Genomic DNA, 14131 nt, shown 5'->3' with positions numbered 1-14131 from the left:
GCTCTAAAGCTTGCTTAACGGCTCCATTGTCTTTTAAAGATCTCCAACACCGTCTATAGATATCTCTTGCCGTAAAAACATCGGGTAAATGATCACAGCGCTCGACAATCAATTTTGCCCCCTCTGTTGCTAAGCTATCCGCCGCCGCATAGAGCCTTTTGACATGACTTAACAAATATTTTTCCCATCGCAAGGCTGTTTGAAGGGCATCTTTATTGATTTCAAAACGCCCCCCTTCGGTTAATTCAAAAATCAATGCAAGACTTACTATGGTCTTAGGCATTTTCAAAAGATGCGCTTGTAAGCTTTCAGAAAGGTCATTCTCTTTGGCTTCTTTAAAAATCTTTTGCATCCATTCACGAAAGATCTCTTGAGCATCAGCAGAAAAACGCATCACAAGAGGGTGTTCTGGTGAACCAAGGGGTTTATATCATAATGAGAACGTATTAAGCTAAGAGGAAATGCCAAATTCTCAAAGGAGAAGTGCAATGCACCTTTACGAGTTTTTTGGACTTCATGATTTTTTGTACAACATTATGCCCCCCAAGATTATGTGCCCTTAAGCAGCTACAGTCGTTGATACAATATCCTCAGCAAGCATTTGTTCATCTTGCACATATATTTTTAGTATTTTTAATAATTTTTTTTTTGGAAGATTTCTTGGTACGGCACGCGATACATCAGTGCTAACGTTCTCTTAAAAAACACCCAGATAATTAATCAGCTTCAAAAAACAACCTTACCAATGAAGTACTAGCTAGAGGGTTGCATGCACAACGCAATAATGGCACACTGATTCCCACAAGCGTGCTTCACATATTGCACGCATAGCCTGTACAGAGTCTACCGCTCCTAAATACTCAAACGTAAAAACGTAATGCTACTGGATCGTATAGTGACCGCAGTTGCACCCTTAAACACCGGTTCCTCCCCATATCATAATGCTTGACAAAAGCATCATGCCATCATAGCAACGGCTTTGCGTAGGGGTCCCACAACATAGTTCTACAAATTGTTGACGCATTGCCAAGCTAACAGTTTTCTTGCCCACCTACGCCAATGAAACCATCACTATCCTCTTTTTGAATCGTAAAACAAAATGATTTCCCATGAGCGATAAACCATCTGCTCAAAATCCAGCTAGCTCAAACTCATAGTATTCTAAACCTTTAGGCTCGCTCTTCCCCCAAGGGGACATAGTCAGATATATTACTTCCCTCACCTATTCACGCGCTGGGATAAAAAAATCTGAAACTACGAGGCAACGCTGCATTTGTATGCAGCGTTGTTGTTAGGAATAAGCTTCTATTGAGATAGTTCTAATGGGAAGCACCCACAGCTAATGGTATAGGGATTAATTTGGATTCTTTCGAAATGCTATATATAAATTTAATGTGCCGCCCCAAAACACACCATCAGTGAACCCACTTAAAAGACCAAAAAGAAGGTTAAAATCAAATGTATATTTCAAATCAGGTTCAATATTGAGAAAAACAATCAATGTGAATTTGATGACAAAAGCGATAAGAATAAATGTCAGCGTCAACGGCGTACCATGCCGAATAATTAAATCCGTTCCCTCTTTGATTTTTAAACGCGCAGTGGCACGCCAGAGCAACCAGCCAACGCCAACGCCGATCATCAACCCTGCCAACATAGAGACTGCTCCCCAGCGCGGGAAGGCCAGCTCTTTAATCACATCGCTTGCGCCCAAAAAAAGAAAGACTAACGGCAAGAGAAAAAGGCGGTTAACCTTCATTTCCCTATCTTTCAATGCGATTATTCCCCTCGCAATGAGAAAAATAAGCAAAATCCAAGCCCATAAAGGGGTTCCGGTCAGAATGTTAAACAATGACATATTATGCTCCATGATGTTTGATGCGATAAAAATATTGCATGATGTTAGGAAGATATTTAGAAAAAAGAATACCAGTACAAATTAAACCCATAGTGATTAACCAAATCTGGGGGGGCCATGTAAAAAAAGCCACTAGAAGACCATTGGCAAAAAAGATGATTACCCAAATCCATGTAATATATTTATTGATGAGATAAAATAGGATATGTTTGCGTTTTTCTTCAGAAACACCAGCACTGGCATAAAAAATTGTAAAGGGTTTCTTTACCAGCAAGCTAATCAATGAAACCAGAGCAAGTGACAGATAGCAAAAAACTGTGGGGTAGTTCAGTAAAAGTGTAGACCATCCAGCGAAATAATTAACAAACAGGACAATAACTGTCAGAATGTTAGTAATCATCACGGGTTCTCCCTGCCGGACAATTTTAATATTCACAGCAATAATGAACAATAAAATCACAGTTAAGATGAGAGAGCGTTCGACCAGAGTTAAAAAGTTTCCATTGATAACCCAGGAGTAAATACTCCACGGAATAAAAGAGATTATTATGTTAAACATGGCGCATCCTCCTTTTTATATTTGATAGAAAACTTACCGCAAGTGCTTCGTTTTTTAGTTTCCGTATGAATATAAAAAACGCCACCCAGTTCACACTCTGTATCCTGTTTAATGGTCAACTGATAGGTATCTCCCAGATAAACTGCTTCAATGAACTTTACTTTTTTCAGCGCAACAGATGCGATATTTTTCGCCCTACCCTGCGTGGCCAAAGCCAGAACCATCTCAATCAATAGTGAACCAGGACATACGGCGTGGGAGGGGAAATGTTCCTCAAAAAGCGGGTGATGCGCATTAAAGGAAAAAGTACAAGAATCTCCGGTTACGGAAGAAATCTTACATAAATCGCCTAGTAATGGAAGAGCGGCTTTCTCAGAACACGAGCTAAAGAAGCAGACCTTACTGACCATGATGATTGCCTGCGCAATAACGGCCTTTCCATTGTCATATGTGCTAGCCTTACAGTGAATACAGTAGGCCTCATTAATGCGTTCAATATGTCCTTCAACGCATAACCGATCGCTATCAAAATGGGTGGTAGAGAAAAACTGTTCAACCATGACAGGGAGATAGCGATAAGTGAGATCCGAGTTTTTAGCCACCACGGTGGCGAATCGAACTGAAAACTGATGCAAGGCTTCGAGTAACAAGCCCTGTTTCAAATAGTTATGGGCTAAATTCCAGTGAGAAATATTGATTTGCCCGCAAGCACGCATCGGTGCGGTTGATACTCTGACATATACTCAAGAAATTTGGCTCGGTGCGATGCTTTATAGCCATAATTTGGGGACTTTTTTATATTTTTTTCTTAAATCCTTTGATGATAAACCGAAGGAATGAGCACTAAACCGCGCTTGATAGTGCGCGAGAAGTATCGGCATACGACAAACGAAAAAAGCCAACAATCCCAGCTCAGGAGAAGCCCGATGTTTGCTCATGATGCTTGCAATTAGAAAATCGACATTGGGTTGCAGTCCTGTATTGTCCGAAATAGATCGCGCAAGCGAACTGAAGGGGCGCATAGGCATCTGAAAGCGTGAAAAAAAGAAATCAACTCGGACATCCCGTTGCATAATCGGGTGACCAAACCCTAGCCAGGGTTTGTCTTTGCAATAATGCGTTACCACCGGCCTCAAGATTCCCGGCTTCAATCTCATGGAGGATAATAGAAAGGAAAATACTAGAAAGTTACATGATAGCATATTTGCAAACTCCCATATGCACGTGGACAGTGGCACACCCTCCCCCCAATTAGTGCAGAAATGACGTCGCTCTTGGTACTGGACGCGTTACGTCGGTGCTAACCTTCTCTATTTTTTTGCAGAACAGCAAGCGCGTATCAGGCTCTCTAGCCATACTTAGAGTACGCAAAATTATTCATCACTCTACAACACTTTAAGCGCGCAATTTTATGTTTTGTATTAAAGGATTTTTGCTTTCAAAATATATGAACAACATCACACAAAGTAGAATAAACAAGCTGCCCCCAACATTAAACCAAACCTTCTCTGTAACCAGCACTGTTGCACCGAAACAGTTAGCAATAGCGTGGACAAAAAAAGGCGCACACGCATAAAATTTAGAGCGCGTAACAACACCACGATACGCCAAGCATGTATTGAAAATATGCATAAGTATGACGCTCATTAAAGCACACAAAAAAATACTCGCTTGCGTCCAGGAATAAAAAATTACATACTCATTGGCTAATAACCTAGATCGAATAGGCCAGCCATTATAAACAAGGAAAGGCCCTAGCGCCTTATAAACTAATTCGCATAAACCCCAGCCTATGCCAATATTCAGCGGCAAACGCCACAACAAACTAGGCGAGCACCGATAAAACTTAGTAACTAACCAACGACGCATAGCTTCTTCTGCTACAACAAAAAAAACCGAAAATGTTAAAAATAAAAAAACAAGCGCCAGCCCCTGCTCTGCACGACTCTTGGTTTCAACAATATTCATCATATAAAGCGTTTTTATTACAGATTGCTCCCAAAAAGCAATAAACCCGCCAGCAATGCAGCTAGCAACAAACCATCCCACAGCACCAGCGACAACCAATTTGAACTTCAGAAAATGATGAAACACACATAGAAGAAAAACAACGCCAAGCACTTGCAGTAAACGTAAGGCATCAAGTTTATGTTCTGTTTCCGAGTAACGCCATACTAACAGAACAATCACCCCAAAAACTATGCCGCTCAACAGCACATTTATCCAACTAAATGTAGAGCGAAAAAAATTATAAATGACAGCGCCATAAATAAGGACTGCGAGAAGCGAAGTAATAAATAAAACCAACATTATTATGCCCCCTCATTTACTACAGCGTAACTGCTATTTTTCTTCATGGATAATCTGTCTTGCACAAAATCATAAATTTGCCGCATAAGAGCAAACATAAGAATAGTAGCGATTGTATAATGCCCAATTGCAAGAAGTTCTGGCTCAGCGGCCCGCCATGAAAAGCGCGCCCAAGCCGCCAAGCATTGTAAAAGCAAGATAAGAACAAAAAAACGCCATTTCTTATCAAGGAAAACCACAAGCATTAAGAAAGTTGATAAAAGACTCAGAGCTATAATAAACGCATAATATATTACCGTCTCAAGTAAAAAAAGTAAGGCGTCCCTATCAAGACTAAAGGCTCCTTTTAGGATCTTCACAGCTTCTGGTAGAGATGTAAGCAGTGCAAGCCCTATAGCAGCCCCCCAAATCCCCATTCCCACGCCCAGTGCTGCCTCTACACCATTGCCATTATCTTCTGCCACCCAATGATAGAGCAAAAAAAACTGCATAATCGCCATGCCTATAGGGAATAGACCAACAGCAAAAACAATATTAGGCGTACTATAAGCAGAAAAATCAAAAATTAAACTACCTATCATACGCATAAAGCCGTATAGAAAAAAAATCAAAAGCACATAACAACCAGCGCTTGCCCCAATAATCGCCTTCGTGCCTTTAAACGCTTTAACCAAAGAGAGTAACCAGCGGTACCCCAATATAAGCGAAAGCGCCAAAACATAATAAGGAAAATAACTCACAGCGCCATAAACATAAAGAAAAACAAGACACAAAACAACGAGCAAGAAAACCAAATGTTCAACCAATGTTTTTTTCTTCATCAAAGGAAAAATAATCAGCACCAGACAAAAAACAGCGCCGATAACAGATAATGTCAATTTGTCAAGCATTATGGTAAGCCTCAGAAATAGAATTTATTAATATTGCGTAGTCTGAAGAAATACCAAACATAGACAAAAGATCAACCGCAAAATGAATTACAAAAGGCAGATAGAAATAGGCCTTGCGCTTATCTTGGAAACCAAGATACATAAAGCGCGTATTTACACCATGCATCAATACAATCATGCCCGCGGCAATAAGATAGCTGATCGCTTGTGGACAAGATTCAAATGCGACATAGCCCGCCATTTGTGGCGCCCTATCAACACGGTAATTCAAGTAAAGAAAAAGAGCTGGGAGGGTCTTATAGCATAAGTCTAGAACACCCCAGCCCAGCCCGAAATAAAGGACCTCACGCGCAGCTAATTCTGGCTTATATACGCGAAGCAACCACAAACGCAAAAGCTCCGCAGTTAAAACTGATATCAAAAGGATAAAAAAGGGATAGTTTGCAGCAACCAAACTCATGTAATGCACCACCTGCTGCTGGCTATTATTAGCAGCAGACAAAGCAGGCAATGGCAACAAAGAGCTCAAATATACAAAACCTGCCCCAATACACAAGGCAGCAACTGCACCACAGAATCCAAGAACTAAATATTTATATGAGTAGCGCTCGTGCAGAATTAAAAGCACGCCAAGATAACATACCAAAAGCAAAAAAGATAAGTCTGAAAGCCCACTTTCACTATGTGGATAAGCGAAGATGATAGCGCAGGAAAGGCCAGCTAGCCCCCCCAAAATGACGCGCTCGCCCAACAAGCCATTGTTTTTAAGGACACGAGGGCTGGAACTTATCCCAAAACTAAGCAGCATTCCAAAAATTAAGTCAGACATATAATTTCCTTAAAGCGCCTTGCCCTCCCAAGCATACCAAGATATTATTGCGGAAGAGAAACTCCCTGCTAAGAGGCTGATAGCGTACCCCTCAGCAAGGCCTTTACCTTGTTAACAAAGCTAGGTCAAACAACAATTTCACCACTTAGAGCGAACACAATCCCAACCAGCTTTAGCAATACCCGCGGCTGCGTCACGGACCCCGCCTACTATTGCTCCAGAAACTGCCCCTCTTGGGGTGGCTGCTCTAGGCTTTAGGATAAAACCCAAAGAACTATAGCCTCCTGTCTTCTCACTCAGTTTTCTTTTTAAACGGGTTAATCACGCTAAGCTTGACACTCTTTGATTTAATGTAACGCACGTACATATAATAAACAGCAGACAGCAAACAAAGCCACTTTATAACCATTACATAGTTATCGTCTGTATGAACAAACGCTATAGAATAAGAAACAAAGAGGCTAAAAAACAGCTCTGCAAGAACATCAAGGACCAACCAATAATATTTCTTTGTAGTAACAAAGAGAACCATCAAAAATGTCAAAAAAACCTGGCCCATTAGAATAGCAAAACCAAGCACCGCATAATCAAACATTTTTTTCACTGTCTCCCTGTTTGCAAAACCTATCTGTTGATAGATTTCTCGAAGGTCTGATAAAAGCAGTGATGACACAAAAAAGATGCCTATGGCAAACCCACAACCAATGCAAATGCTTAAATCTAGCACGGACATAGATTTTTCCTTCAAAGCTTTAGCAATTAGGACATAGCGAGCCCCCTCTATCATCAACGGAATAATGAAAAGCAGATAAATATAGCTCGAAAGCTGCAGATCAAAAAAATCTAACAGAACGCCATCACTCATAACCATAAAACCAGCTGCGATGAAAAAAATGGGGCAACTTGCGATAATGGCCAAACTAAAGCACTTTATATTGTTTACTATATTGGGTATAAATTCAATGCAAAAAGAAAGAAAGAACATAATTATAATAACATGAGGAGATGTTATCGGCACACCGACTATATACTCAAAGGCATACATGAGAGGAGGAACAACCAATGCCGCCACTATGAATGCAACCATGTTTTCCCTGCCTAACATGCTTTTTCCATTAATAGCAATAGTTTTGAGGAATAGATACAATATGCCAAGCCACAGACAAAAATAAACGAGCACTAAACCAAACGCGTCCATAGCTCCTCCTGTGCAATATTCCAAACATAAAGGTGGCACCTTTTACAGTACCACCGTTCTAGGCTTTAGGATAACCCAAAGAACTACATCAAAAGCGCATCAACATCCCACGACCTGAATTAGCAATAGATTGACCCAACAACTGTGTGCCACACTGAGCAGAAGCCACAGCATAACCAGTATAACCGCCTATGATGCCTCCGAACTTATCGCCTACACCTTGCGCAAAGCTTCCTACGGTCATGCCAACCATAGGATTACGCGCTGCCAATCCTACGACAACACCACTCGCAATGCCAACGTGACCACCATACTTGTCACCAAACGCACTACCAGAGTTATATTTGCTACTAAAATTATCGGCACTGCAATAATCGTGCGAACTACTTGAACTTCCCATTTATTTTCTCCAATTTAGTGTATAAATAAATTCCCCAGAGTTACTTATGTCCCCGCGCCAGAATGGCTTACCCATAATCAACCACCGAAACACCCCCTAGAGATATGAATGCACTTTCATGCAAGTTCATGTTTATAATATATAGTTGATAAAATCAAGAGTATTGTGTCAAAAATATGGCAGATATTAGCAAATTTATGCTTACTTATTTTATGTATTTAAACTTAATAGTTTATATTATGAGCAATAATAATGAAAGTCAAATAAGATGCTCTCGGTTTACAAAATATACTAAAAATATATAAATATACTGATAGAGATATTTATTGTTGCAATTGCAATCAGAATCATAGATTCAGTTAACCCGTTTATATTTCAAGCGATTATTGATCGTATCATTCCGTTTTGGGCAAAATTTGAAAAAAATCATCCGTGCAAGGTCTCTGCTCCGTGACGGCTCACACGCAAAAAAGCCCGCCAAGCGCGGCTTTTAACCGCCTCACAAAACGCCAAAAATAAGAATTAGAAAAGTTGTAACAAGACAAATGGTACGGTTGGTGGGATTTGAACCTACGACCTCTGGTGCCACAAACCAGCGCTCTAACCAACTGAGCTACAACCGCACAAAAAACAAACGCATTATAACTGCTCACGATTTCGTAAACATTTATCCTTTGCTTATGTGACATAAGGAAGATCAACAAAGTTTGCAAGCCCCTTTAAACAAAACTCGCAATTTTTTGTGAAGAAAAAAGTGTTTTTTACAAAGGAAATTTTGCCCAATGCTCAAGACTATGATCACGATAGTTTTTTATGTTATCAACACCATCTTGGTGCATCATTTGCAAAATCTCTTTCAGAATAGTTATGGCAAGATTTGGACCTTCATAAATCATCCCACTGTATAATTGAATCAAATCTGCACCAGCTTTTACTTTTTCCAAAGCGGTTTCAGCATCCTTTACACCGCCAACGCCGATAATTGCAATCTCCTTCCCTAACTTTTGACGCATTTTTGCAAGCATAATAGTAGAACGCTCAAAGAGTGGACGTCCAGAAAGCCCACCCTCTTCATTACGGAAGTGACTATTGTTAAGACCTTGGCGTGAAAGAGTTGTGTTAGAAACAATGAGTCCATCAAAATCAGAAAGTTTTATTTCTTCAGCAACATCATCTAATTCTTTCTCTGATAAATCAGGAGAAATTTTTAAAAAAATGGGAATGGAGAATCCATGCTTGTTCTCTTGCTCATTTCGCGCTTGCGAAATTGCACTCAACAAAAGATGCAAACTGTCACGGGCCTGTAAATCACGTAAACCTGGTGTATTAGGAGAAGAAATATTAACCGTAAAATAATCAGCAACATCATAAAAATGAGCAATACCAACAGTATAATCATCAATCTTATCGACCGTATCCTTATTGGCTCCAATGTTGACTCCTATAACACCAGTTTTTTTACACGCATGCAATCTATTGTAAACAACTTGATGTCCGTCATTATTAAAGCCCATTCTATTAATAATCGCTTCATCTTCTTTTAAACGAAAAAGCCGTGGTTTAGGATTTCCAATCTGAGGCTTTGGTGTCACTGTCCCAATTTCAGTAAAACCAAATCCTAACCGAAAAATACCATCTACAACCTCTGCATTTTTATCAAACCCCGCTGCAAGACCAATAAAATTTTCAAACTCAAGACCAGCAACAGTTACACACAAACGTTTGTCGATAACCTTTTGACAACCATTTAATCCACTTTTCAGCCCAAGAATCGCTAAACCGTGTGCTTGCTCTGGATCCAACATAAATAAGGCAGAACGGCCAATACAACGAAAAAAACTCATCAATTCTTCTCCACAACATAAAAATGATCCATCGCACCTCACCTCTACCTTTTAACACAAAAGATTTCCAATCAAAGCAAGCATATTATCCAAATAATATTCCCCTTCTAGAAGAAAACTCATCACATAATAGCCATACATGTTTATATTGGTTATACTATGTAAAGAACTTTTTATTCTTAAAAAATGTTTCTCTTTTTCGACATTTTTTAAAGATTAAAATATGAATCCTAATCTTATAAAATTCAGCATGAATTGGAACATCAATGGCTCTTACCATAGTCATGGTTTTATGACGCCTTATGCAGGCACGCTCATAATTTTCTTAAAAATGCAGGCAAATTATCTCTATTCCCAAAGTTCCTTTGTGTAATATTGTTTTCAATAGAAACAAAGCTTGTTCTATAAAGCTATTTTTTCCTAGCATTTATAGGATACATAGTTCATAAAATCATCTAAATTCATACTATTGTTGCACTATTTATGAGCAACAGAATGTTCAATCAATTTGTACTCTATTGATAATCTGCGTTGTTTTCTTTGCCATTTCTGATGTATTAAATACAATTTTGCATCTATTAAGTGCTCTGCCTAACATATATTTTAAGTAATGACAGTTGATTATTGAACTCAAACATCATACCAACGACTTCCAAACCAAAATGATCTTGCAAACCCTAGAGCTCTGCTATTTATAAACTGATACAATCTTCCAGCAGATGAAATGTGTTTCTTCCATCCGAATTATCGCCATTTTAGCTCATGTAACCCAATACAAATAGCTTTTAGATAAGCCATAATGCCCTCCTAATTGCTATTATCGCTTACTAAATTAAGAGGAATTAAATTATAAGTTTTACTCCTGTCTCATCTATCTATTTCTTCTATCAGTGCTGAAATATATTTTTTATTCCTAAATTCTCTTTTTATGACAAAATGTTATGCTAATATATGTACTTCATTTGAAAAGCTTTCTGATAGCTCAACTTTCTACACTACTTATTTTGTGGTATTGTGTAAAAACCTCTCTTTTTAATGTTAACATAAAAATCTTGAGGCAATTATATAAATTAAGCTACAGTTTTCTACTTTCTGTTGAAAAAGCAGATATAGTTTTTATCAAAAAAGCTTTTTTCTAGGAAATATTCTATGTACATTCAAATAGAGCCCTAAAGCTCTTTATTAAACCTTATAAAGTTCTTTGAAAATAATATTAATATCGTAATATAATCCTAAAAATAAAATCTGCCCTTTCCTTTTTCATCAAAAGCGGTAAGTAAATTACCGTATATCGCTTATATAAAGGGGAAAATGCAATGCTTAAAGAATTCAAAGAATTTGCCCTAAAAGGTAATATGATTGATCTTGCTATCGGTGTGATTATAGGGGGTGCTTTTGGTAGCTTGGTCAACTCAATTGTCAATGATATTTTTATGCCAATCATTGGGCTGATTACAGGTGGGATTGATTTTTCTAATATGTTTATTCAACTTGCTGGCGAAAAACAAGCAACATTGAGTGCCGCCAAAGCAGCTGGAGCAACCATTAGCTATGGACACTTTATTACTTTACTTATCAATTTTCTCATTATTGCTTGGGTTCTTTTTTTATTCGTTAAGGCTATGAATAAAATTCGTAGAAAAGAAGAAGAAAGCCCCAAAAAAACGTCTTCAGAAGAACAACTTTTAACAGAAATTAGAGATCTTTTGGCTAAGAAAAAATAATTTTATGCAAGATTTACATCATGGAACACGAGGAAAAAACATTTCCACAGTTGTTCCATGATTGGGTTTTGAGAACAGTAAAAATTGTCCCCCTCTTTCTTCCACCATTGCTTTACACATTGGGAGGCCTAAACCTGTTCCCATAAAAGCGCTATCACCAGATCGTCCATCTTTGCGCTCTACTTGACCATAAGGTTGCAGTGCCTGTATAATCTCTTCTTCGTTCATCCCTATACCATTATCACTCACTGAAATTTTTACACGTTCTTTTCTATAAGAAACGTGAACAATAATCTGTCCACCCAAAGGTGTAAAACGAATAGCATTGGAAAGAAGATTCCATATAATCTGGCGAAACACTTGTTGTGATACAGGAATAAATGGAACGTGAGGTGGAGCAACAATACGCATGATAATGCCGTTCTGATTGGCTTGAGTTTCAAGAAAAGCTATCGTCGCACGTAAACAAGATATTACATCAAATGTTTCAGAAATAAGGGAAGAATCAATCTGGTTATCGGAACCAGAATAATTTATCTTCGAGCACTCTAGTAATTGATTAATCAGCAATAATATATGTTTTCCAGAGGAAATAATATCGCGTAAATATCCATGATAGCGCTCATTTTCTATCGAACCAAAACGGCCTTCTCTCATAATTTCTGCAAAACCAATAAGAGCATTCAAAGGTGTTCGTATTTCATGAACAACTCCAACGATTTTATCCTCTTCTGCTTTTTTTTCTCCTGATGGAACTGTTTGTGTCCTATCACGCAACATAACAGCATAATTGCCTTGCTTTACCAAAAATACAATCGTTATCAAAACGGTTATATTTTTATGATTTTTTGTCATTAAATCAGCGGTTTCACTGCGATTTAAAACCTGATTTTTTTCCTCCATACGGATTGATTTAAAATACTTTTCAACCAAAAGTCGGCTTTGCAAAGTAAATAATGAAGAGAATGGTTGTCCTCGTAGTTCATTTATTTCATAACCCATTAATGCTAAGGCTGCCCTACTCGCTGATTGAACAAAGCCCTCTTCATCCAACCATAAAACACCATCTGTTGCTGTATCCAACAATGATAAAACTGCAGCGGGCTCTTTTACGAGAGCTTGTTCTATAGCATTTACCGGCAATGTTTGTGCATATGGTAACTGAATAGCTGTTTCTTCAACTAAATTTTCTTCTTTTACCGATGAATTCAATTCATCACGCAATTGCTCTGCAATTTCACGAAAAGCTGAGCGTTCTATCTCCGTAAGACATAGCATTTCTGTTTCTAGCTTTTCATTTCTTTTTTCTTGGACTTTTTTTTGTATTTTTAAAACACCAAAGCCACGAAACCCCTTAAGCTGCTTTTTAACATCAAAAATTGGCAAAGCCGACAATTCAACATCAAGCCATTGTAAGCAACCATCAACAGGCCATTGAACAATCTCTTTACTCCAAGGCATAGCCGCTTCAATAAAACGACTGAGAACCAGATATCGATCATCATTAAATTGATGAGCAAGCTCATGAAAACTACACCCTAAAATAGAAGAAGAGAGAGGACCAACAACTTCAGCTAGCTCTTTTGAGACTTCACAAAACAAACCATTGTGATCGATTTCCCACGTAAAAGGCCGTGGCAAAAGCTCTGGTGTAAAACGAAAAGCTTCTTGCTGACATTTTAATTCATTTGTATTTAACTTTAACTCATCTGCTTTTAATGGCATAACTAAAACTAAAAAGTGTTGAATTTACTCTCAAATGAATAATGCTAATTTGTTTACAATTATCTATTCTGGTTAAAATAACTTGATATCTCATATCAATTGTCTGTAGCAAAATTTTGACTGTTTCATCAACAAAACAAGAATAAAAAGAAGCTTCCAGCTCTTGTTGCTTATTCACCCATTATGTAATAAATCTTGTTACAATAATGGTAACATCTCCCTCGCATAAATAGTACTCAAAAAGAATACACTTATTTTACACATTCATGCGCCTTTTTTGAAAAGATATCTCCCAAGATCCCCAAGCTTATTTTACGACGTCATCTGTAAATGGTGTAATGTAAAAGTCCCTATAGAGGATATCAAGGCATTGTGCATTACCATTTTTATACTTATAAAATAGCTGGTTAGCACCATCATTATACTAATTTCAGCCCCTAATGTTATCAATAGTTCTCGGCATTTGAAGGCGTTCATAAGCAGCCTTTTTATTTTTTAACTTTTTTACTCCTACATTATTATGATACGCAAGAAAACGGTTTTAATTGTTTCAACAGAAACAGATTTGAAATGAGAAAATCTTACAATGTTTGAGACTTTTATTCACTGTGAATAATGATCAATTACTATAAATCAATATACTGCATTATCAAAATCTCTTTTTCAAATAAAGCTTCTCGTAAGAACATCTTTCTTGAGCCAATAATATCAAATGATAATAAATTCAGCGTGACGCTTTAAAGTATCCTATGCAACAGAACTTGCATATTGGGCATTTTTCTTATGATGCTCTC

At 38.0% G+C, this 14131-nt stretch carries 15 protein-coding genes and 1 tRNA gene; 1 reads left to right on the top strand and 15 read right to left on the bottom strand.

Going from position 1 to position 14131, the window contains the following annotated elements:
- The 14 genes from ACFIK4_RS01335 to ACFIK4_RS01270 form a co-directional block, all read right to left on the bottom strand.
- Window positions 1–394, bottom strand: a 394-nt coding sequence (locus ACFIK4_RS01335; protein WP_375674678.1) for a DUF3987 domain-containing protein, incomplete at its 3' end; no start/stop codon positions are given.
- A 519-nt stretch (window positions 395–913) separates the two neighbouring features.
- Window positions 914–1051 (bottom strand): hypothetical protein, encoded by a 138-nt coding sequence (locus ACFIK4_RS01330; protein WP_155915008.1) that lies wholly within the window; start codon window positions 1049–1051, stop codon window positions 914–916.
- A gap of 303 nt (window positions 1052–1354) precedes the next feature.
- Window positions 1355–1858, bottom strand: coding sequence for a hypothetical protein (locus tag ACFIK4_RS01325; protein ID WP_375674676.1), 504 nt, complete (start codon window positions 1856–1858; stop codon window positions 1355–1357).
- A gap of 1 nt (window position 1859) precedes the next feature.
- Window positions 1860–2417 (bottom strand): hypothetical protein, encoded by a 558-nt coding sequence (locus ACFIK4_RS01320; RefSeq protein ID WP_375613706.1) that lies wholly within the window; start codon window positions 2415–2417, stop codon window positions 1860–1862.
- Window positions 2405–3133 (bottom strand): beta-hydroxyacyl-ACP dehydratase, encoded by a 729-nt coding sequence (locus tag ACFIK4_RS01315; protein ID WP_375674674.1) that lies wholly within the window; start codon window positions 3131–3133, stop codon window positions 2405–2407. Before ACFIK4_RS01315 ends, ACFIK4_RS01320 begins: the two co-directional genes overlap by 13 nt.
- Before the next feature lie 54 nt (window positions 3134–3187).
- Window positions 3188–3490, bottom strand: coding sequence for a hypothetical protein (locus tag ACFIK4_RS01310; RefSeq protein WP_375652970.1), 303 nt, complete (start codon window positions 3488–3490; stop codon window positions 3188–3190).
- A gap of 322 nt (window positions 3491–3812) precedes the next feature.
- Window positions 3813–4727 (bottom strand): hypothetical protein, encoded by a 915-nt coding sequence (locus tag ACFIK4_RS01305; RefSeq protein ID WP_375674672.1) that lies wholly within the window; start codon window positions 4725–4727, stop codon window positions 3813–3815.
- Window positions 4728–4729: 2 nt separating this feature from the next.
- Window positions 4730–5617 (bottom strand): hypothetical protein, encoded by an 888-nt coding sequence (locus ACFIK4_RS01300; RefSeq protein ID WP_375674670.1) that lies wholly within the window; start codon window positions 5615–5617, stop codon window positions 4730–4732.
- Window positions 5610–6446 carry a hypothetical protein gene (locus tag ACFIK4_RS01295; RefSeq protein ID WP_375674668.1) on the bottom strand — a complete coding sequence of 279 codons (837 nt, stop codon included), beginning with the start codon at window positions 6444–6446 and terminating at the stop codon, window positions 5610–5612. Before ACFIK4_RS01295 ends, ACFIK4_RS01300 begins: the two co-directional genes overlap by 8 nt.
- 138 nt (window positions 6447–6584) lie before the next feature.
- On the bottom strand, window positions 6585–6716 hold the full coding sequence (locus ACFIK4_RS01290) for a hypothetical protein (RefSeq protein ID WP_375674665.1): 132 nt from the start codon (window positions 6714–6716) through the stop codon (window positions 6585–6587).
- A 22-nt stretch (window positions 6717–6738) separates the two neighbouring features.
- Window positions 6739–7644, bottom strand: a complete 906-nt coding sequence (locus ACFIK4_RS01285) for a hypothetical protein (protein WP_375674663.1) — start codon at window positions 7642–7644, stop codon at window positions 6739–6741.
- 88 nt (window positions 7645–7732) lie between these two features.
- The gene (locus ACFIK4_RS01280; protein ID WP_375674661.1) at window positions 7733–8044 is read right to left on the bottom strand and encodes a hypothetical protein; all 312 of its coding nucleotides are present in this window, start codon (window positions 8042–8044) and stop codon (window positions 7733–7735) included.
- A 546-nt stretch (window positions 8045–8590) separates the two neighbouring features.
- Window positions 8591–8667 (bottom strand) — tRNA-His (locus ACFIK4_RS01275).
- 138 nt (window positions 8668–8805) lie between these two features.
- Window positions 8806–9888, bottom strand: coding sequence for a quinone-dependent dihydroorotate dehydrogenase (locus ACFIK4_RS01270; RefSeq protein WP_375674659.1), 1083 nt, complete (start codon window positions 9886–9888; stop codon window positions 8806–8808).
- Between the two features lie 1316 nt (window positions 9889–11204).
- Between ACFIK4_RS01270 and mscL the strand changes: the two genes are divergently transcribed.
- Complete coding sequence (mscL, locus tag ACFIK4_RS01265; protein WP_026500234.1) at window positions 11205–11612, top strand: large conductance mechanosensitive channel protein MscL; 408 nt, start codon at window positions 11205–11207, stop codon at window positions 11610–11612.
- 18 nt (window positions 11613–11630) lie between these two features.
- Here mscL and ACFIK4_RS01260 read toward each other — a convergent pair whose 3' ends face one another.
- Window positions 11631–13337 (bottom strand): ATP-binding protein, encoded by a 1707-nt coding sequence (locus ACFIK4_RS01260; protein WP_375612060.1) that lies wholly within the window; start codon window positions 13335–13337, stop codon window positions 11631–11633.
- Window positions 13338–14131 lie beyond the last annotated feature (794 nt).

Source organism: Bartonella sp. AP9QHHD (assembly GCF_042195625.1).
GTDB lineage: Bacteria > Pseudomonadota > Alphaproteobacteria > Rhizobiales > Rhizobiaceae > Bartonella.
The sequence above is the reverse complement of the archived record's forward strand: the minus strand, read 5'-3'. Positions and strand labels throughout refer to the sequence as shown.